The 19,977-nt window shown below is 56.4% G+C and carries 15 protein-coding genes; 10 read left to right on the forward strand and 5 right to left on the reverse strand.

Annotated features, from left to right (window positions below):
- The first annotated feature begins 30 nt into the window (after window positions 1-30).
- Genes BLS57_RS12590 through BLS57_RS12600 form a run of 3 tightly spaced genes read left to right on the forward strand, consistent with a single transcriptional unit; the run spans window position 31 to window position 3,707 of the window.
- Entirely contained in the window at window positions 31-288 is a 258-nt protein-coding gene (locus BLS57_RS12590) for a helix-turn-helix domain-containing protein (RefSeq protein ID WP_093742849.1), read from the forward strand.
- Window positions 285-2,369: a site-specific integrase gene (locus BLS57_RS12595; RefSeq protein ID WP_093742851.1), complete on the forward strand. Its 2,085-nt coding sequence runs from the start codon at window positions 285-287 to the stop codon at window positions 2,367-2,369. The genes BLS57_RS12590 and BLS57_RS12595 overlap by 4 nt, the downstream gene beginning before the upstream one ends.
- 33 nt (window positions 2,370-2,402) lie before the next feature.
- Window positions 2,403-3,707: a hypothetical protein gene (locus tag BLS57_RS12600; RefSeq protein ID WP_093742853.1), complete on the forward strand. Its 1,305-nt coding sequence runs from the start codon at window positions 2,403-2,405 to the stop codon at window positions 3,705-3,707.
- A 282-nt stretch (window positions 3,708-3,989) separates the two neighbouring features.
- Here BLS57_RS12600 and BLS57_RS12605 read toward each other — a convergent pair whose 3' ends face one another.
- From BLS57_RS12605 to BLS57_RS20085, 3 genes are all read right to left on the reverse strand, one after another.
- Complete coding sequence (locus BLS57_RS12605; RefSeq protein WP_167356429.1) at window positions 3,990-5,114, reverse strand: ATP-binding protein; 1,125 nt, start codon at window positions 5,112-5,114, stop codon at window positions 3,990-3,992.
- Window positions 5,115-5,227: 113 nt separating this feature from the next.
- Window positions 5,228-9,232 carry an NACHT domain-containing protein gene (locus BLS57_RS12610; protein ID WP_093742857.1) on the reverse strand — a complete coding sequence of 1,335 codons (4,005 nt, stop codon included), beginning with the start codon at window positions 9,230-9,232 and terminating at the stop codon, window positions 5,228-5,230.
- 679 nt (window positions 9,233-9,911) lie between these two features.
- Window positions 9,912-10,112, reverse strand: coding sequence for a M20/M25/M40 family metallo-hydrolase (locus tag BLS57_RS20085; protein WP_341868838.1), 201 nt, complete (start codon window positions 10,110-10,112; stop codon window positions 9,912-9,914).
- Between BLS57_RS20085 and BLS57_RS20150 the strand changes: the two genes are divergently transcribed.
- The 3 genes from BLS57_RS20150 to BLS57_RS12630 all read left to right on the forward strand — a co-directional run bounded on the left by BLS57_RS20150 (window position 10,112) and on the right by BLS57_RS12630 (window position 11,701).
- Window positions 10,112-10,546, forward strand: a complete 435-nt coding sequence (locus tag BLS57_RS20150) for an aminotransferase class I/II-fold pyridoxal phosphate-dependent enzyme (protein ID WP_425274350.1) — start codon at window positions 10,112-10,114, stop codon at window positions 10,544-10,546. The genes BLS57_RS20085 and BLS57_RS20150 overlap by 1 nt on opposite strands.
- 344 nt (window positions 10,547-10,890) lie before the next feature.
- Window positions 10,891-11,271: a hypothetical protein gene (locus BLS57_RS12625; protein ID WP_093742861.1), complete on the forward strand. Its 381-nt coding sequence runs from the start codon at window positions 10,891-10,893 to the stop codon at window positions 11,269-11,271.
- A complete protein-coding gene (locus tag BLS57_RS12630) occupies window positions 11,258-11,701 on the forward strand; it encodes a hypothetical protein (protein ID WP_139186641.1) in 444 nt (147 codons plus the stop codon). Before BLS57_RS12625 ends, BLS57_RS12630 begins: the two co-directional genes overlap by 14 nt.
- Window positions 11,702-12,286: 585 nt before the next feature.
- Here BLS57_RS12630 and BLS57_RS12635 read toward each other — a convergent pair.
- Window positions 12,287-13,711 carry an amidase family protein gene (locus BLS57_RS12635; RefSeq protein ID WP_093742865.1) on the reverse strand — a complete coding sequence of 475 codons (1,425 nt, stop codon included), beginning with the start codon at window positions 13,709-13,711 and terminating at the stop codon, window positions 12,287-12,289.
- A 134-nt stretch (window positions 13,712-13,845) separates the two neighbouring features.
- Window positions 13,846-14,652 carry an IclR family transcriptional regulator gene (locus BLS57_RS12640; RefSeq protein ID WP_244153684.1) on the reverse strand — a complete coding sequence of 269 codons (807 nt, stop codon included), beginning with the start codon at window positions 14,650-14,652 and terminating at the stop codon, window positions 13,846-13,848.
- Window positions 14,653-14,845: 193 nt separating this feature from the next.
- Here BLS57_RS12640 and BLS57_RS12645 point away from each other — a divergent pair, with 193 nt between their 5' ends.
- From BLS57_RS12645 to BLS57_RS12660, 4 genes are all read left to right on the forward strand, one after another.
- Window positions 14,846-16,390: a M81 family metallopeptidase gene (locus BLS57_RS12645; protein ID WP_093743126.1), complete on the forward strand. Its 1,545-nt coding sequence runs from the start codon at window positions 14,846-14,848 to the stop codon at window positions 16,388-16,390.
- A gap of 35 nt (window positions 16,391-16,425) precedes the next feature.
- Window positions 16,426-18,036, forward strand: coding sequence for an ABC transporter substrate-binding protein (locus BLS57_RS12650; protein WP_093742867.1), 1,611 nt, complete (start codon window positions 16,426-16,428; stop codon window positions 18,034-18,036).
- 109 nt (window positions 18,037-18,145) lie between these two features.
- Window positions 18,146-19,087 carry an ABC transporter permease gene (locus BLS57_RS12655; RefSeq protein ID WP_093742869.1) on the forward strand — a complete coding sequence of 314 codons (942 nt, stop codon included), beginning with the start codon at window positions 18,146-18,148 and terminating at the stop codon, window positions 19,085-19,087.
- 1 nt (window position 19,088) lies between these two features.
- Window positions 19,089-19,976 carry an ABC transporter permease gene (locus BLS57_RS12660; RefSeq protein WP_093742871.1) on the forward strand — a complete coding sequence of 296 codons (888 nt, stop codon included), beginning with the start codon at window positions 19,089-19,091 and terminating at the stop codon, window positions 19,974-19,976.
- Window position 19,977: the final 1 nt, after the last annotated feature.

Raw genomic sequence — 19,977 nt, forward strand, 5'->3', positions numbered from 1 at the left:
ATTCCTCCGTAACCCAAAGGAGGAATATCGATGAGAAAACCTGTTTATTACACCGCCAACGAAGTCGCCAAAATCTTCAATCGGGACCCGCATACGATCCGGGACTGGATCAACCACGGCTGCCCGACACCCGAAGGTCTTGTCAGACTTCAAGCTGCCAAGCTCGGGAAATCTTGGACAATCAAGGACGAGTGGCTCGCGATCTTCGAGCTTCGGGTCCGGCCTACCCCTGTGAGGCCGGACCTCGAACTCGAAATCCCCCGCCATTCTGAAAAGGAATCTCCATGACACTTGACCAAACCCTACGCGACTACTTGGAAACCAGTGGCGAAAGCATGCGCGCGTTGTCTCTCCGTGCCGGGCTGAACCCGAAAGCCGTCAGCGACATCCTGAACATTCCTGGTCTTCGACCGCGCCACTCGACACTTTCGGCGCTGTCTACAGCAACCGGCTCGGACCTGTTTGGAGCGCAATCGATTGCCCGTGTTACCTATGCAGACCTTATCGAAAAGGCCCGCCGCCAGGGAAAAAGCGGTCTCGTTTCAAAACTCCGTTGGTTGTGCCGAAATGCTGGGTGGGCCCCCGAACTGAAACAAGTCTGCAAGCAGGATGTGATCGACTTTTTCGAGAGCAACGAGCCTGCACGGTTCAACCTGAGCGCGGGAAGCTATGCAACCTACCGCTCGGCGCTCGTGAACGTCGTTGGGCTCAACCGGCCGCGGGAGCGCAAACGCTCAATCACTGATATAGCCGGGCACTATCAGGAAGCTTACAAAGCCATCCAGAATAGTGACCTCCCACGCTCGGCAAAATACACCTCCGGCCCGTTTTTCGTCTTTCTGCACGACGAGGGAATCGATCCGGAGGAGATCACCACTGCGACCCTCGCGGCTTTTTACAACTACCGCGTCGAGACATCATCAAAGAGCGCTGCACGTTGCGAGAAACAGGTTCGCGAGATCTCAACTTTGTTGTGCCATCTCGCGTCTGAAACAAAGTTAGCGCACCTTGGTTTCGTGACCGCTTGCCATCCCTTTGACGACGCACGGGACAAATTCGGTGTAGATGACAAGATACTTACGCCGCTGATGGAAGAATTCGACACCAGGGTGGCGCTATGGGCGCAGGGACATGCATCTCGGGACGGTCTGACCCGGTCCGAGTTCATTACGCGAATGGATCAGGAAGAGGCCATCGGCACAGTCTGCATGAAGAAGGCCAAGCTGCGGGTTATGCGGCAGGAGAAAGCTGGACGACCAGGCCATGCGAGCAGGCAGGACGCACCAAGCCGGTCGGAGTTGCTGCGCCAAGCGGGTTTTCTGGTCGGCAAGCATACTTGGAAAGATGAAACCCTAAAAACTCGCCGCGGATACATTAAGTCGCTGGCGAAAGCTGTTGCTTCGTCGGCTGACATTGTGCCCGAGACAATAGACGAACTTACTGATCCCGAATTCTTGGACGTGGCCGCCGAAACTCTCAAGGAGGCCAACCAAGGCGATTACCCCAGTGGCTACATCACAAGTGTGCTCAAGACGGCGCGCAAGATTGCCCGGGACTATCTTTGCCGCCCGCCGGAGGACCTCCGCGAAATCGATGATACGATCGCGCTGCATAAGGTGAACTACCAAGGCATCGCACCGCGGAACATGTCCAAGCTCAGGCAGTTTAATGACATCCGCATTCAGCAGACCATCGACCTGAGTGCGATGCTGCTTGCGGACATAGATGCATCGATCAAGGCGAAACGTAAATCCTGGCAGAAAAAGAACGGAGTGCTTCCAACGCCTGCCGAGGTGCTCGACCCTGACCTCGGACGAGATGTCATGGCCACCTTGGCCCACGATATCTTGCTGGCAAGAGCCCCTCGCAGTGCAAATGTCCTACGTGCCCGCCTCGACTGGATAGCATGGGCTGATGGCCGCGCTCGTATCGTGGTCCCTTCTTCGGAAGTAAAGATGCGAAGTGCAGGTGATGCTGATCTGACAGTTCAGCTTGGCAAGACCGCGAGCAAGCTCATGAAAACGTATCTTGAGGCCGTGCGCCCGGCGATGCTGCTCCCAAACCAAAAAGCAAACCCGTATCTCTTTCCGGGACAGGGAAAGACCAACGTCAATGGTTACTACGCAGGTCTCCTCCATCGGGTGACAAAGCGTTTGCACCAAAAAGTTGGCGTTCGCATCAATCCGCACCTCTATCGCCACCTGATTGGTTGGATCTGGCTGAAAGACAGCCTCGACAACCTGCCAAAAGTGCAACGGCTCCTTGGGCACAAGAAATTGCAGACGACCATCGATCACTATGCCGAGCTCGACGAGAGCCTCGTTTTTGACGAATGGCTCGCGCGACTGGACAGACACCCCGCCGCCTGAGGGCGCGAGGCAATCAAAGGAAAGCTTTAGGACATGAATGAACATCTCGCTCTATTGGCCCGCATTCGCAGCGCCGGCCCAGGTTCCTCCCCTCCGGGGCAGGATGACCTCAAGCGCCATCTCAGCGGCAGGCTGCAACAGATAGGTGCGCCTGCTTTGATGGAGTTCGCCCACGTCCAGAAGGTGGCCGCTGAGGTGTGGGGCGCTGAACGCTGCGCCCATTTTGCCAACGTTCTGCGCGAGGCGCGGGTGGCCCCAAAGTCGCCACGTCGGACATCATGGCAAATGGCAAAAATGCGCCTTTCCGACCTCCCCGATCAATGGCAGGCAAATTTCGCTGAACGGATCGAGGCTTCCGAAGCCGGCGTCCGCAAAAAAGGACAAGTTCTCTGGAGTGCCGCGCATACACAGAACGTCATCCGAGCGCTGCGCGGGTGGGTTGCGTATTGCAGAGCGCGGGACCTTCCGATGTCGCCAACCGGTGAAACTCTCGATGGCTACGCAAGGGAAGTGGCTAAAAAGGCTTCGGTGAGAACGGCATCCGATTACATCAACCGCATACTTACAGGGATCAAGCTCGTCATGCCTGGGTTCTCCTCGCAAGCCTGCGAGTTTGTGGCCTGCGACTGGCGTGAACGCGCGGCAAAAGCTGGCTCCACGACGAAAACAGGCGCCCAACTCGTTGGCGCTTCTCGGGTCTATAATCTTGGCTTTGACCTTATGCAGCAAGCCCGGTCCCGTCGTCTTCGCGGCCTGCACGCCGCGAAGGATTTTCGGAACGGCATCCTTCTAAGTGTCGCGGTAGCATTGCCACAACGCGCACGAGCATTGTCAGCGCTTGAATTCGGTCGGACGCTGAGGATCCCAGGGGAGGGAATGGTGCACATTCACCTTCCGGCCCGCATGCTGAAGTTGCCGGAGGATCAGAAGGCGGGTGCCCCGTTCGACCGGACCCTGTCCAGTCAAAAACTCGCTTCAGCACTGGAGGAATACAGGTATTACTATCGTCCAATGTTTGACGATGGAGCCTCTCTATTTCCGTCCATGCACGCCCGTGGAGCAGCTATAAGCGAGGCTCAGATCGGCCGACTTACGGGCGATTTGACAGAGCGCGCTTTAGGTGTCCGCATCTCCGTCCACCGGTTGCGCGACAATGTCGCCACTGAGGCGAGCGAGCATCTTGCATCCGGCGCGCGGGCCGCCACGGCCTTGCTCGGACAGCGCGACGAGCAGACAGCACAGCGGCACTACGATCACTCCACGGGCCTGGCGTCTGCGCAGGAATTCGTTGACATGATCGAGCGGCAACGTAGCTTTGAAGTCGAGTTCGATCTGTGACGAACAGGTGACGGAGATGGCGCAAACCGCTGTCGATCGCCGCAAATTCCCTTAATTCCGAAGCGTGTTGAAAACGCATAACCACCATCCGCACGGGGTGTAGGTCGGACGTCCTCAACAAGATCCGCATACCGCCGCAATTTCCGCTTCTATCCGAACATTATAGCGGACCGCTCCAACATCACGTTCACAAATAGGTTTGAGCGAGACTTACTCAGCTTTCGACAAGCGCTCAGCAGTCGGGGTCCGATGAAGGCAACGGTAAGCATCCTTCAGCCAACACTATTTGTCATGTGATCTTTGCGGTAACGACTTCAAGGCTGAGGGCAGAGTAAGCCTTGGAACGCCGCCCTCTGAAGTTTGATCGGTTTCTCCAGAGTGAACGACGAGTTTCTTCGTCGCTCCGATGACGGCACATCCAAGACCAAAACCTTTTTTGGCTTTGGTTTGTTCGTTCAACTTTACCTCGATGGCATAAACTTCACCATCGTGAGAATTGAGAACAAGATCGATCTCATTTCGATCCCTATCTCGATAGTATGCTGAGATCACGGAAGGAGGTATGGAATTGATAATAGCCTCTATCGAAAAACCTTCCCAGCTATGGCCGATTGAACCACTTTCGCGAAGTTTTGCGAGTGTGTCTATGCCAAGCATTGCATGCAGCAACCCACTGTCCCTGATGTAGAATACCGGGAGTTTGCTCATGCTTTGGTTGCTTCGGGCAGGCCAATTTTCTAAGCGCCTCAACAACCCAATTCGTTCGAGGAGGTCCAGTGATCTCCTCACGCTCTCTTTTTTCACTGAAAGACTGGTCGCGCACTTGGCATCATCGAACTGCTCACCATTGTTGTTAGCAATCCATTGCAAGACATCGGGAAGTCGGTCACTCGCATCGATTCCCCAACCACTGAAATCTTGTTTAACCAAGCTTTCGATATATTCCTTTCTCCATGCGTAGCTTTGACCGTCGCTATCTGCATTGAGACTTTCAGGTAGGCCGCCGCGCAGCCATATAGTTTCCTTCTTCCATGGCGGCGAGTTAATTGACGTGGGACGCGGCGTAGTATGCTGGACTGTGCTCGATGCGGTCTGTAGCGGCTTGCTGTGTTTAAGGTGTTCAGCAACTTGGATCGGAGGCAGCTCAATTTGTGAGATAACCCCCAGCAATCCGCTAATTAGATGCTGTTCTGCTTTCAGATCTCGCGGGACGAGAACAAATTTCGGGGATGATCCTTCGCACGCCAAGCATGAGCGGATGAAGGTAACGAGTTCGTCGACTTGGCCTTCATGGACACCATCAACGAACACCGCTCTTTCGACCAGATCGGACGCCACTTCAGGCTTCGAATACAGAAGTTCTGAACAATTCATGATCCTGTCTAAGCCACCCATGGTCGCGGCCAAAGCGCGTAGAAGCTCTGTCCGACCGGCTCTGGGAAGGGCTTTTAGGAGAATAACTCTGGTGCTGGGCAGTTTGCGCGAAACTGCGTATTGTGCTTGCCGGAACATCACTTCGATCAGGGCCGAACTAAGTCTACGACGATTACTTCAATGTTACCTTGTTTGGCACATTCGCTATTTTGGATGAGCGCGTCTTGTAATTCACTCGCACTTGACGGGGTGTCGAGGCCTCTTTTGGGACCTTTTAGTTTCTTGTTCTTCGGGACCCTCGCGCCAAACCACAACACAAGGTAGATACCTCTCCGTTCTGCTCGCCAGTCGGCGCTGTAGAGCCTATCCAATTGAGTGTCGGCAGCGCCCCAAAGATCTTTATGCCATTGCCCCTTGATCTCGATTGGCAGCATCAAATTGCCTATCGTGCATTTAATATCTGCGCGTTTGTCATCAGCCAGGTGGCCCTCCGGTTCGCACAAGATTCCACTTGGGTAATCGCCTAACATCTTCAGTATTGTGTCTCGACAAGCCTCTTCGTCTTTGGGATTTGCGTTTTCATAAAAGTCCTTATGCCAATCGACCGGATGTGAGCGGATTTTCTTTTGAATGACCGCTAATTCTTCACACATGACTGCCTGAAGTTGAGCCATAGAACGTGGGGGGCCATCCACCAAAATAGCTTTCAGCTCCGTGATCGATGGAGGAGTGAAGCTTTCTTCTACTACCTTCTGAGCCTGTTCGGCTCGGGTTCGTTTTATATGAGCGGTGTAACCATCCTTTGCTTCATCGTGTAGCGAAGAAAGCTCCCTGACAGCATCAGATGTAGTTTGGCCGCCGAGGCGGTTGATGAGCGAAGTTAAATATTCAGTTGCATCCCACGCATTGGTGTTTCCCATGGTCGAACCCACAGGATGTGAAACGTATTTCCACGTTCTCCGGAAATTTCTGATTATCCACGACAACTGGACGGGCGACAGGGGCGCTGGCGCTCTTTCGTCATGCCGACGTCCAAAACGCGACCGCAACCGCCATAGGAAATTTGGATCGTCGGCGCGGGAGCTTTGTAACTGGCCATGCACATTTTGAAAATCTACGAGGAAAGCAACAGCATCCCACTCAGCGCGGCGCTCATCGACCATGCCTTCAGCTTTTCGGCGCGTTCTTGCAAAGTGTTTAAGCTCCTGAAACTTGCCGTAGGTGATCAAACAGTCGATTAGTTCGACTTCTGCTTGGTGAGACATCTGCGGGAAGCGGTCGAGCCAGTCGATGGCGAGGTCTACCGCCAAACTCGATCTCTCGGTATCACCGGCTAACTGATGCAATCCGTCAGGATGTTCTTTCTGGCTTGCCAGTTGAGGTTCGATCCGCAGCCGCCAGAATTTCTCCCAGAGTCCTGGACGATTGCAAATTTCTGCCTCGATGATTTCAGCTACATCGTCGATGCCGCTGAGGTCCGAGATATGGGTAAAGCGAATTTCAAGCAGAATGGCGAGCAGTCGGTCGTCAGAAAGGTTATCGAGGGGGATCTCTTTGCGAACTCGCTCAGCGGCCGCTGCCACGAATATATATGCTGCCGGCCAGTGTTTGTTCTGCGCGTAACTATCGGCGATCTCAACCGCAGTCGGCTTTGATCCGCTCTCTGATAGGTAGGCCTCGAAACCTTGGAATGCTGCGTTTTGTATTTCGGGGCCCAGCCACTCCTCAATACGCTTATGCGCCGGGACGTCATCCCCCATATCCGAGTAAAGATTTAAGTAGGCTTGTGCAGGATTTATTATTGCAGCGTATTCCCCTTCCCGAAGATCATCAATCTTCTTCATGAAACTGGCTCTATGTTCGGCCCATTGCTCTTCTTTTTCCTCCTTCTCTTTTCTCTGGCGCTTAGCCTGTTCGACTTCCCACTTAGGAATATCAGGATCTGTCAATTTTCTAAGAAATTCGCGACCCTCGTCCTCAGTAGCAAAAGGAATGGCCGCCTCGCGAACTTTCAAGCCTCGCTCTTGATCATGCGAACATAGGCGAACTAAGTCCTGCCAACGGTCACCGGAGGCTTCTGTCCGCGGATTGAGAGTGCTCAAAAGGTAGACGATATCGTCTTCGTCGGGGTAGAGGCCGTCCAAAAGGTCTCTAAGGCGCCACCCCCTCATCCAAACGGTCTCTGGTTCGTCTTGCTCGATTAACACGGACCGTAAAATTGTGCGCCGTGCCTTATCGTTTTCGCGTATCCATTCCGAAATAACTTTTTGAGATTTGTCTCGAAAGCCGCGGCGTCCTTGAAGACATGAGAGCCACCGCCATAGCGTTAACGATTCCACATTTCCAAGAGCCAAGCGTCTCTCAGTCAAGGTGTAGATTACGTTGAAAACATCAGAATCTCCATACCGATCGTAGTCATCTCTAAGCAAGGCCTGAAGATAATCTGCGAGGATGTTTAGGATTGGTTCAATTCGTTCTTCCGGGAGTCTTTTTTCTAAACCCCACAGGACGCCGCCAATGCGTCCCTGCTCGTTTCGAGGATACTCGCATATGCTGAGGCCACAGAAAGCAACGATCAGTTCTACAATCTGGCGATCTGAAGGCCCAGAAAATCCTATTCCCGGCAGAAGTTCGAGCGCAAGCCGAAGCGAACTCTGATCAGCTTGGTCATGGAGTGTCGCAAGTATCTTAGCCCACTCAACTTCGACTGGCTGAAGGTGAACCAGAGCGTTTCCGGCTATGCGTCGCTCATAGAACGTAACGTCTGGATTGATGAGCAATTTTTCGAGTGTGGCGGCAAGCTCATCCGCCACAGGTGATCCAGAGATAGAGTGGAGGAGCATCGCCTTGAGAGGGAGCGGAGTCGATTGATCTATTATCAACTCTTTAATTTCTCGGGATAAAGTCGGTTTCGCGATGCCACGCAGCGAATGTGTCTCTTGGAAATCATAATATCGCGGATCTCGTTCACTCAACTCATACAGTGCATTGATCAGAGCCCGAGCTTGCTCGACAGAAATATCATTCGTGTCGCCATACTCGATTACACCCATTGGATCGGCAGTAATGACTTGCGTTGCAAGACGGGGGTCCAGAGCAAGCCATGCGTGCACGCCGCGAAGGTTCGCAGGAACAAGTCCATGCCCATGAAATAGCTTTAGGAGGCGTCGTCGTTTCCTGTCGGTGTCGGCTGAGAGTGCCAGCCAGCGAGCGGCAAGAAATTCGCCCACACTTCTGTGCGTGTAGCTAAACCGATCGGGGTTGCCCTCAATGCTACTCGAAAGCAGTCGGCTCTGAAGAACCGCGTTTACATCGGTCCCGGTCAGTAAGTCATCAATCTCTGCGATAGGAAGATCGTCTTCATCAACTTCTAATACGGGCATTCGTGACACCGCTCGTTTGCCCGTCAAAATTAGTGCGGCAAACGCGGCCCCTGCGGCATTTAATGCCTGCTCCTCAGTCAGTCGGGAGAGGTGATTGCCTGCTTTTTTCTTGCTGTGCTCGGCCCAAAGTTTCTTAGCCGAGAGTTCAAATAGGTCTGCCCTGGAAGTGGGCAGTTCTCTCTCATTTGAGACTGCCCTAATCAGCTTTAGTGTTTGTGGGTTTCCAAAAAGTCCGTCGAGTCCATGATCCTCAAAGTGGCTTATAATCGTCTCGGCTTTTTCCTTGCCTACGTCGTGCACGAGTAAATTGTTAGCTTCGTCGCGCCCGATCGGCTGTAAGAATAGCTCTAAGGGACTTTCTGCATAGCATTCAGCTATCGCTTCAGTGCTCGTCGCGCTTCTCCAGTCTGCAACTCTGCACGACAGGATGAAGTTGGGCCATCCAGATTTTTCGAGCGCTTCAAGAACTTTGTCTACCGCTTCCCCTTCATCCTGAGCTGATAGCTCATCAAGCGCATCGATGACGAAGGTTGTGGCGCCACCGAGTAGGCACAAAGGGTCGCGTGCTCGGACAAGACGTCTGGCATGTATGAACCTATAGTCGCTTCGCTCGCCGATCTCTTCCAGCAGTGTAGTCTTGCCCATCCCTGCTTCGCCGAGCACAATGATCGGCTCCGTCCTCCCAAAGAGGTCAGTTTGCTTTAAACTGATTAGTTTTCCGTCAGCACAGACACCATTTAGGCGTCGCGCGATAATAATTTCTGTCATTGCCACCTTACGAGTGTCGCGAAGTAGACGCTTTTTTGTCGCTGAGTTAGTTCAGTCCTTATAGGTGGGCCTGCGGATAGCTACAACTGCGGGGCGCGGCATTATCGATTCCCGAAACGGAGGCTAATTGAAAACGAGTTGAACTTATGTAAGATTAGCGGATCCGGTCAGTAATTCTGTCTGGCGCATCAGAAGTTTACTTCAAGGCGAGTGCCGCTATGGCGTAATGACTGGAAGAGCAAAAAGGCAGGGTCACGGAACACTGAAGGAAAGAACTTGCCGCAAGACAGATTGGGGAGGAGTGCGGTGAGCCGAGGCATGGAGATTGCCAGCAGACCTGTGAACAAAGCTCCTATCTCAATACACTTCTGCGTTGTCAGATCGTAGCACAGAGCATTGATGCTTATGGGCAATTTTGGCTGCCATTGTCTGTTTAAATGGCGGGCCGAACCACGCTCGCTGGTAACACAAAGTGTGCGGGATGTTGAACGTTTTCAAATCTATCTCGGGACCAATAGTTCGGCCGCTTATAGCGTTCATCCTAAAGTATCATATTGATCGGCTCGTCCAATGATCTGATGGCGTCATCCACAAATATACTCAGAAATTAGCTGCCTCCACGGGGAGGCGATAGTGATCCTGATGCTGGCAATGATGTGTCGCTAATATGGACCAGTGGCTAAGTTTCGCCGCCTGCGTTCTCGGTCAAGAACCTCTCCGTCAGCCGTGTCCAGAATGCAGCACCCGTGGTCAGGCTCTTATCACCGAAATCATAGGCCGGATTATGCAAAGGCGCTGACCTTTCTCCGTTGCCCAGACGAACAAAGCATCCCGGCCTATGTTGCAGAAAATGTGAAAAATCTTCGCTTCCAAGTATCAGTGGGCATTCGTTTTCCCGATCAGACTATTCATATCCGGTCATTCTCGAAGTCCTATGGTCCAGACCTACGGATGGCAGTCCTGTCAGCATCAGAAGATTTGGTTGAACAGGTGCAGTCGTATCGCCCTTTCAGCGCAGGATGGACAAGCCGAATACTACAAGCCGCCGTAGCTTGGTTGCATTGTGATGCTGAGACGCAAGCACTTGTCGCAAAAGCTGGCGAAATATACCAGACCCGGCGCAATGGGCCTGCGGCAGAACTCCGAGGTCGAGGCATAGAAGTTGTCGATGGCGGAGGACTTTGCCTGTTCATGCCCGTCCAATCCGAGACATTCGCGCTGATCACTCTCGCGGCGCATGGTATTTCAGCGGTTCCCGTGAGAGCTTTTCCCCTGCGGCTTCGGGCCATATCCGCTTCGGAACGGGGCGCCTGAAAGCTGACGAGGCCAAAATGTTGGCTGATATTGCATGCCTTGCGGCAGCCGAACCGTTCAACGTCAGTGCAGAGCCATGATCGAGGTGAGAGGTGCTGCGCGCTCATGTGTTGGTGATATAATATAAATATATCATTACCTTACGATTTTTTCGCTTCAATGCTTCGGGTTCTGGGTTTTTAGCCAATATAAGTTCTGCCGACAAAAAACCTGCAAGTGTTCGACCGAACGCTTTGTATCTCGCGCCACTCAGTCGGCGGCCACCTCGCTCTCGATAGCGCCAGAAAGGTCGGCATGCTTGTCACCCAAGGCATCCTGCTGCGGGCACCAAACGGGAGAACTATATGTTCGAGATCCCCAGCGCACCTACGCGCGTCCACTACTTTATCGAGGAACACTCAGCCGCGCTGCAACATGCCGCACTTATGATTGGAGGCCGGCCTTGGCTGCGACGCGCGCAACGGTTGTTTGAGACTCTTCAAACGCAGAGCTCTCTCCACGGCCAAGTGAACAAGGAGATTGTTGCTTTCCATCATCTGCTTACTGCAACGAACGGCCGTCCCCATCGTGGGTCAGAAGTCGTCTATGCCAGTCCCTTTGAACCTACGTCCTCGCACTTCGAAGATATCAAGCTGCTGGCAGATGATCTCTGGCACGTTTTTCAAAAAGAGTGTGCGAACCAGTCTGGCCAGATCAAGCGAGAGGAGGGCAATGCATATGCTTAAAGGTCGTGTTGAAAGAGACCAACTCACCGTCCACGTCGAAGAAGCACTTGATGCGGCCGTCGCGACGCTCGAGGCTATCAGTGAAGCCAAGGGGACCAAGGCCCTCGAAGGTGCGACGTTGCAAGACGTGTTGAATGTAGAATCCCGGATCGCGGACTCGACGATCTTCGCTCCAGGCGAGCATCGTTTGCTCAAAGAACTGGCAAAGCGTTTCGATCAGATCATTGAGAATGCGACGACCTACTATGAGGTCCATGATGATCTCTGTGACACCATGCCACCGCAGGTAGCATGGTTCGTGAACGTCGACGGCTTGGCAGCGCGGGAGCTGCGCGATTGCCTTCGCGAATTGTCGGCCCGTTTGGCAACTGTCGAGAACTTTACCACTGCGGAACAAATCGCAGAACAAATCCGTATCGACCTGACTTGATACACTGTGGCCGCGGCGTCTGCTTCGGGCGGCGCGGTCCTACACTTTGGCCGCAGAAGGAAGCGCATCTGCACGCTCGCTGCGAACTTTCACAAAACACTTGCTGAAGCTGCCACAAGCGTGGCACATTTACTGTCACACGCGGAGTCATACTGCGGTCTTAGGCGTTTTTTCGTTATTATTCTGAAGGTTGAGGCCTGTTTCTTAGGACCCTACCGCCGGAGCCAATTCCCCTTCAAAGCACTGAATTGGCAAGCCTTTCCGACTTAACCTCGGTCCGTTCAAGTCAATATTCTCCAGGATTGGTCCAAAGACCGCATAAAGCGCGTCAAAGTTCTGCTGCCTTAGCTAAACGGCAGCTAAAATCTGCGTGGGCCACTCACTCTGTTAAGCCGAGATACCGAAACTGTTTTGCCGACTCATGAAGTTGAAGTCGAACTCATCTCGCTACCTGATGTGTAGGAAATGCATCTACTGACGAGGCCGGTCGTCCACACACGACCGGCCGTTAAATTTGATGTATCAACCGCGCTTAAGGCAAAAACCTCGGTTCGACCGTCGTGGTTCAAACCGGCGCTTGCAAGATCAGCCCTGCATATCCCACAGTGTCGAACACACAGGGAGAATTTCCTTCTCTATCGCTTCCATTGCGTCCACGATTAGATCCTCGCGCCACCTGCGCCCGGCGATTTGCACTCCGATAGGCTGCGGACCGCTCGGCAATTCGGCGATATGCGTCGGGATATTGCCCGCGGGAAGGCCAGTAAAGTTCATTACGAACGACCAATGCGCTCTTCCCAATACCTCGCGTACGCCTTCTGGTCCCTCCGTATCGCGGCCCGCGGTGAAGAACGGGGCCAGCAGGAATGGGGTTAACACCAAGGGGTAGTCTTCGAGAAACAGTGACCACTCGCGCGCGTAATGGGTGCGCTTGGCGATCATTTCGAGTTGCTCTGTGCCTTCGAACGGTGGGAATTCAGCGTAATAGGCATCGAAGATTTTGTTCACTTCGTCCGACCCATGGGTCCGGATATCTGCCCCCATGAGGGCCTGAACTTCGCCCAGCAACGCGCGGTAACCGACTTCGCCTGTTTCGCGGGCAAGCGGGGGGTCTACCTCTTCGACAGCATAGCCTGCGTTTGACAGGGCGGAGGCTGCCTTGTCGAGGGCGGTGGCAACGTCGCTGTGCAGGCCAAATCCGAAATCTTCGCGGGTCACTGCAACGCGGATGGGGCCTTCGATCGGCGCGCCGCGCCAAGGAAGCGGCACATGGAATGGGTCGCGCGCGTCTGCAGCGATCAGGGCGGGCATCGACAGGTGCAAATCAGCGGCATTCCTTGTGATGAGCCCTTGCACCGACATGGACTGCGCCAAAAAGCCACGTTCGGCTTTCTGACTTGGGTTCCAAGCCGGCACTCGGCCCAGTCCGGGTTTTACCGTGACGGCGCCATTGGCAGACGCCGGGAAACGCAGCGAGCCGCCGATGTCATTGCCATGGGCAAGTGCCCCGATCCCCGACATGACAGCCGATCCGGCCCCGCCGGAAGAACCGCCCGCCGAAAGATGGCGGCCCCATGGATTATAGGTGCGACCGTAGAGCGGGTTGTCCGTATCTGCACGAAAGGAGAATTCGGGCGTGTTGGTGCGCCCGATCACAATCGCACCCGCATCTTTTAGATTGCGCACCAAGGGCGCATCCTCGGGAGCGATGAGGTCTTTGAAGGCTGGAACACCGTTGCTGGTCGGGTGGCCCTTTTGATCGACATTGATTTTGATCGTGACTGGAACACCGTGTAGGGCGCCTTTAGGCGCGCTGCTTGCATCCAGAGCAGCGGCCTCAGCCCGTGCTTCATCAGCGAGGTTTTCGACCACCGCATTCAGCGCCGGGTTGACCTCGTCCATGCGCGCAATCGCCGCCTCGGTGGCATCGGTTGCCGAGATCGTGCCTGCCCGGGTTGCCGCTGAGATTTCGCTGGCAGTCCATTGCCAGAGCGGTTTGCTGTCGGTCATTCCGGTTCCTTCCGTTCTATTTTACCCCCGTCAAAGGCAGGGCCTTAAGTCCTAATGTCGCGAGCTTCACAGGAAAAAACATAGCAAGGCAAGTAGTTTTGACCTGCCACGGCTTGCCGCTCTCAGTCATTTGATTAACCCGCCATGATCGCGCTGGCGGCTTCGATTGCGAGGGGGGCGACCTTGGCAACAAAGGCGTCCGGGGTCCATTCTGACAATGATCCGCCGACGTGGATTGCGCTGAGCGGGGCGCCGCTGCGGTCCGTGATAGCCACGCCGATCGCCACTTCGCCTTGGATGAATTCATCGCAGACCATCGCAAAACCGTCCTCTCGCGCCTTGCCGATGGCTTGCATCACTGCGCCGGGGTCAGTTTCCGTCTTTGTGGTGAAGGCGTGCAGGGGCGCGCGTTCGAGGATTTCGCGCGCGGCACTGTCCGGCAGTTTGGCCAGCACGGCGCGGCCACCGGCGGTGCAATAGGTTGGCACGCTATGTCCCACGAGGCTCGCGTAAAACGTCTCGCGTTTGCTTTGCATCCGCAGGGCGTAGATTAGTCGGGTTTCGTCATAAAGGCTCAGGTCCACCCGTTCGCGCAGAGATTTGCGCAGTTCGAGCAAAACCGGGGTGGCCTTTTGCACCACGGGATCAAGCCGCAACAGATCAAGCGTGTGGTCAAGCAATCGGATACCGGGAAGATAGCCGCGGTCATCGGCGCTGCGCCGGATATGCCCCATTTGCATGAGGGTATGCACCAGCCGTTGCGCGGCGGAGCGGTCAATTTGCGCGGCGGACGCGATGCTCGACAGGCTGAGCGGCCCGGTCGCTTTGTGAAACGCCCCCAGCACCTGCATCGCACGACCTGCCGCACGGACGAACAGGCGGTCATCTTCTGCCTGTGAATTCAGCGTCTGCGGCGGCTCTGCGCGGAAAATATTGCTCACGATGATCTCCGGCTTGACGAATCTTTAACATGTTGCCTAGGCTTGCTGTGCAATATGCCCATATCGCTCTGCGATACGCAAGATGCGCTGGCCGGTAATGCCCCTTGGTTAACACGGCAGCCGGAAACGTCAGCGACGCGCTGGCAAGGTGAAGGAGCCTAGAGTGCAAAATTCCCCGCGGTTGAGAGTGGCGATGGCCGGTTTCTTACACGAAACCAATACCTTCGCGCCGCATCCGGCTGATATGGAGGCGTTTTGTTTGGGCGGCGGATATGTTCCAATGGTGCGCGGTACGGCGATGCCCGACGCCTTTACGCAGGTGAACCTCGGCATGGCTGGCGCTTTGCGCGTCGCGCGGGATTCTGCGTGGGAGGTTGTGCCGATCCTCTGGGCTGGCGCGATCCCTTCGGCTCACGTGACGCGCGACGCCTATGAGCAGATCGCGCAAGAAATCGTTGCGGGTATTGCCGAGGCAGGACCGCTGGATGGTGTCTTCATCGATTTGCATGGCGCTATGGTGGCCGAGCATGTCGATGACGGAGAAGGCGAATTGCTGCGCCGCCTGCGCGCGGAGGTCGGGCCGGAGGTGCCGATCACGACAGCGCTGGACTTGCACGGCAATATTTCCGAGGACTTCGTTGCGCAGGTCGATGCGTTGGTAGGTTTTAGGACCTATCCCCATGTGGATATGGCCGATACCGGCGCTGCCGCCGCGCAGTTGCTTGATCAGATCATGCGCAGCGGAACCCGGCCTGCCAAGGCATTCCGCCAGATGTCCTATCTCGTGCCGATCCCCTTTCAATCGACAGATATGGCGCCGGGGAAGGGGCTTTATGAAACGGTCGCCTCCTGTGAAACAGAGGGCGCGCTTTCCGCAAGCCTGTTCACGGGCTTTCCGGCCGCAGATATTCCAGACTGTGGCCCAGTCGCAGTTGCCTACGCCACATCGCAGGTTGCCGCAGATGCTGCCGCCGACAAGATCGCCGCTGCCTATGAAGCAGCAGCGCCAAAGTTCCTGAAGCATCAGACCTACGCGCCCGACGCGGCAGTTGCCGAGGCAATGGCCCGCGCGGCGGGGCCGGGCAGCGGGCCGGTTGTCATCGCTGACACCCAAGACAACCCCGGTGCGGGCGGCGTGTCGGCCACGACTGGAATGCTGCGCGCTTTGGTCGGGATAGGGGTGACGAACGCGGCGATCGGCTTAATCGTTGACCCCGTCGCCGCACAGGCGGCCCACTCGGCGGGGGCAGGCGCTGAGATCACGGTCGCACTTGGCGGCCATGCCAGTGTGCCGGGGGATTTGCCCTTTGAGACCACTGCCACAGTGGCGCATGTGTCAGATGGGAAGCTTCACGCAACCGGCCCGTACTACGGTGGCACGGAACTGGACCTCGGCCCTTCGGCTTGTCTGCGCATTGGCGGTGTAAGCGTCGTTGTCACCAGCCGCATCGCCCAGATGGCCGACCGAGAGATGTTCCGTTTCGCAGGCGTCACGCCCGAAGACATGGATGTGCTTGTCGTAAAAAGCTCCACCCATTTCCGGGCCGACTTTGCCCCCATCGCGCGGGATATCCTCGTGGCCTGCGCGCCGGGGCCGATGCCTCTTGATCCAGCCGATCTGCCCTTCACGCGTCTGCGTGCAGGGCTTCGGCTGTCTCCTGATGGTCCCCGCTTCGGGACTGACCGTGCCGCATCGGCACGTCCTGACCGCGGCGGCGCGTCTGCCGCGGCCCAATAACAAAACCAAGACATGAACCAACAAGGGAAATTCACATGCTACCTTTACGATCTGCACTGAAACACAGCCGCGGCCTCGCCGCTGCTTTTGCCGCGACGACGGCATTGCTGGCGCCCGGCAGCCTCGCGGCGCAGGACGGTGAAACCACCATCACCGCAGTTATGCACTCGGGCCTGCGGGTGCTCGACCCGGTCATCACCACGGCCCATATCACCCGAAACCACGGCTATATGATCTATGACGTCCTGACCGCTGTGGATGAAAACTTCGAGCCGCAGCCGCAGATGGCGAGCTGGGAAGTTTCCGAAGACGGGCTGACCTATACCTTCACCCTGCGTGATGGTCTGGTGTTCCACGATGGCGCACCGGTCACTGGCGAAGATGTCGTGGCCTCCCTCAAACGCTGGGGCAAGCGCGACGGCGGCGGGCAGCTGATTTTTGATGTAACCGAGAGCCTCGAAGCCAGCGACGAAAAGACCGTTGTTTGGACCCTGACTGAACCCTTCGGGCCGCTGCTCTCGGTGATTTCCAAACAATCCGCTGTGCCGCCCTTCATCATGCCCAAGCGCGTGGCCGAAACCTCGGCGGATGAGACGATCACCGAATATATCGGCTCCGGCCCCTTCGTCTTTAATCAGGACGAATACGAGCCCGGCGTGAACGTCACTTATGAAAAATTCGACGACTACGTTCCACGCGACGAAGAAGCTTCTTGGATGGCGGGCGGCAAGGTCGTCAACGTCGACCGTGTGGTCTGGACCACGATGCCCGACGCGCTGACCGCGATTAACGCTTTGTCGGCGGGCGAGATCGACTACCTTGAGCAGGTGCAGATTGACCTGCTGCCGATCCTCGACGCCAGCCCTGAAGTAACGGTCGAGACCCGCGATGATCTTGGCTATGTCACCATTGGTCGGCCCAACCACCTGCACCCGCCCTTTGACAACAAGCTGGTCCGCCAGGCGGCCATGGCGGCATTGGATCAAGAATCCATGCTGCAAACGATGCAGGGCGATCCGGCCTACTATAACGTCTGCGGCGCGATCTTTGGCTGTTCGACGCCTTTGGGTGACGAAGCGGATGCAGAGATCGTGACCGGCGGCGCGGACCCGGAAAAGGCAAAGGCACTGCTAGAAGAGGCGGGCTATGACGGCACGCCGATCGTGTTGATGGCGCCGACGGATGTGATCAGCCTGATCAACCAGCCGGTTGTCGCAGCCCAAGCTCTGCGCGAAGCGGGTTTCGAGGTCGATATGCAGTCGATGGACTGGCAGTCGGTCGTGCAGCGCCGCGCCCAGCAAAGCCCGGTTTCTGAGGGCGGCTGGAACATGTTCTTCACCAACTGGATGGTGCCCGAAATTTCGGACCCGCTCACCAATGTGATGGTCAGTGGACGTGGTGACGAGGCATGGTTCGGCTGGCCGGACGATCCTGAGGTCGAAGAACTGCGGGCGAAGTTCATGAAGGCAGAAGGGCCGGAGGCCCAAAAGGAAGTTGCCGTCGAGATCCAGAAACACGTCATGGACAACGTCAACTACATCATGATGGGCGAATATCTGATCCCGCAGGCGCGCCGCAACACGATCCAGAACATGCTCCCGTCGCCGGTGCCGGTCTTCTGGAACATGACCAAAGAGGCGGAGTAATCCGACCCTTGGAGAGCGCGCCTGTCGCGCTCTCCACCTTCCATAAATTCCGCGCGCAGTTCGACCTGCGCGGCCTGCCTTCATTCCGCCGAAAGGGACTTTCCGGAACATGCTCGTCTATATCCTGAAGCGCGTGCTGGCCACGATCCCGGTGATGCTGATCGTCGCCATCTTCGTGTTCTTGCTGCTGCGTCTAACCCCCGGCGACCCCGCCGCGATCCTCGCTGGCGACGCCGCCACCCCCGCCCAGTTGGAGCGTATCCGCGACCGTCTGGGCCTGAACGATCCGCTGCTGACGCAATTCTTTACGTGGATCGGCCAATTGGTGCGTGGCGACTTGGGCGTGTCACTGCTGTCCAACACCTCCGTCGCGGGCATGCTGGGTGACCGGCTCGGGCCAACCATCAACATTGCGCTGATGACCATCACGATCTCGGTCCTGCTGGCCGTGCCGATGGGCGTGATTGCCGCGTGGCGGCACCGCACTTGGGTCGACTTTCTGGTGATGTCCTTTTCGGTGCTGGGCTTTTCTGTCCCGGTCTTTGTGATCGGTTATATTCTGATCCAGATCTTCGCGATTGAGCTGCGGTGGGTGCCCGTACAGGGCTACAAAGCGCCGTCTGAAGGCATCGGCCCGTTCTTCTCACGCGCCATTCTGCCGTCGCTCACGCTGGCCACGATCTATGTCGCGCTCATTGCCCGGATGACCCGCGCTTCGATGCTCGAAGTCTTGGGCGAAGACTACATCCGCACCGCCCGCGCCAAGGGCGTGCGTGAGAATGTCGTGCTGTTCCGCCATGCGCTGCGCAATGCGGCCGTGCCGATCCTGACGATCATCGGCACCGGGTTTGCGCTGCTGATCTCGGGCGTGGTGGTAACCGAAAGCGTGTTCAACATCCCCGGCATCGGGCGGCTAACGGTCGATGCGATCCTCGCCCGCGACTATCCGGTCATCCAAGCGATGATCCTGCTGACAGCGGGCATCTATGTCTTCGTGAACCTGCTGGTTGACGTCTCTTATTCATTCTTCGACCCAAGGATCCGGTACTGACATGATCGAGCAACCCCAATCCCGCCACAGCGCTTTTCAGGTGTTGACCGGTCTGCTGTCGCTGCCCGCAGGCGCAAGGGTCGGCATCGGCCCGATGCTCGCGGCGCTGACCCTTGTGACCATCGTGTTGGCCTCCATTCTGGCTCCACTTTACGTGCCCTATGATCCGCTGGCGATGAACTCAGCGGCGCGGCTCAAGCCCCCGTCTGATGAGTTTCTCCTCGGGACCGACCCTTACGGGCGTGACACATTTTCCCGCGTGATGGTGGGCGGGCGCGTGTCGCTGCTCATTGGCGTCGGGGCGGCGCTCGTCAGCGTCGCCGTCGGGCTGGCCATCGGCCTTGTTGCGGGGTTCTTCCGCATGGCCGACAGCATCATCATGCGGATCATGGACAGCCTCATGGCGATCCCCGCGATCCTGCTGGCGATTGCCTTGGTGGCGCTGAACGGGCCCTCGCTCGGCTCGGTCATCATCGCCATCACGGTGCCCGAGGTGCCGCGCGTGGTCAGGCTGGTGCGTTCGGTCGTGCTCTCGGCGCGTGAAGAGCCCTATGTCGAGGCGGCGATTGCGCTCGGCTCCTCCATGCCCAAGATCCTGATCCAGCACCTGATGCCCAACACCATGGCCCCGCTGATCGTGCAGGGCACCTATATCTGCGCCTCTGCCATCCTGATCGAAGCGATCCTGAGCTTTCTGGGCGCGGGTGTGAGCACCGAGATCCCTACATGGGGCAACATCATGGCCGAAGGGCGGACCTATTTTCAGATCAAACCGGGGCTGATCTTCTGGCCGGGGCTGCTCCTGTCGCTCTGCATCCTGTCGATCAACCTACTGGGTGACACCGCACGCGATCTGCTTGATCCGCGCATGAAGAAACGGGAGGGCTGAG

The sequence above is a fragment of the Sulfitobacter delicatus genome (assembly GCF_900102535.1).
In the GTDB taxonomy this organism is placed as follows: domain Bacteria; phylum Pseudomonadota; class Alphaproteobacteria; order Rhodobacterales; family Rhodobacteraceae; genus Sulfitobacter; species Sulfitobacter delicatus.

Bases quoted from the DNA above. Each gene is read 5' to 3' on its own strand.
- BLS57_RS12610 (WP_093742857.1), bottom strand. From the start codon at position 9,232: ATGACAGAAATTATTATCGCGCGACGCCTAAATGGTGTCTGTGCTGAC.
- BLS57_RS12655 (WP_093742869.1), top strand. From the start codon at position 18,146: ATGCTCGTCTATATCCTGAAGCGCGTGCTGGCCACGATCCCGGTGATG.
- BLS57_RS12595 (WP_093742851.1), top strand. From the start codon at position 285: ATGACACTTGACCAAACCCTACGCGACTACTTGGAAACCAGTGGCGAA.
- BLS57_RS12650 (WP_093742867.1), top strand. From the start codon at position 16,426: ATGCTACCTTTACGATCTGCACTGAAACACAGCCGCGGCCTCGCCGCT.
- BLS57_RS12635 (WP_093742865.1), bottom strand. From the start codon at position 13,711: ATGACCGACAGCAAACCGCTCTGGCAATGGACTGCCAGCGAAATCTCA.
- BLS57_RS12600 (WP_093742853.1), top strand. From the start codon at position 2,403: ATGAATGAACATCTCGCTCTATTGGCCCGCATTCGCAGCGCCGGCCCA.
- BLS57_RS12630 (WP_139186641.1), top strand. From the start codon at position 11,258: ATGCATATGCTTAAAGGTCGTGTTGAAAGAGACCAACTCACCGTCCAC.
- BLS57_RS12625 (WP_093742861.1), top strand. From the start codon at position 10,891: ATGTTCGAGATCCCCAGCGCACCTACGCGCGTCCACTACTTTATCGAG.
- BLS57_RS12645 (WP_093743126.1), top strand. From the start codon at position 14,846: ATGGCCGGTTTCTTACACGAAACCAATACCTTCGCGCCGCATCCGGCT.
- BLS57_RS12660 (WP_093742871.1), top strand. From the start codon at position 19,089: ATGATCGAGCAACCCCAATCCCGCCACAGCGCTTTTCAGGTGTTGACC.
- BLS57_RS12590 (WP_093742849.1), top strand. From the start codon at position 31: ATGAGAAAACCTGTTTATTACACCGCCAACGAAGTCGCCAAAATCTTC.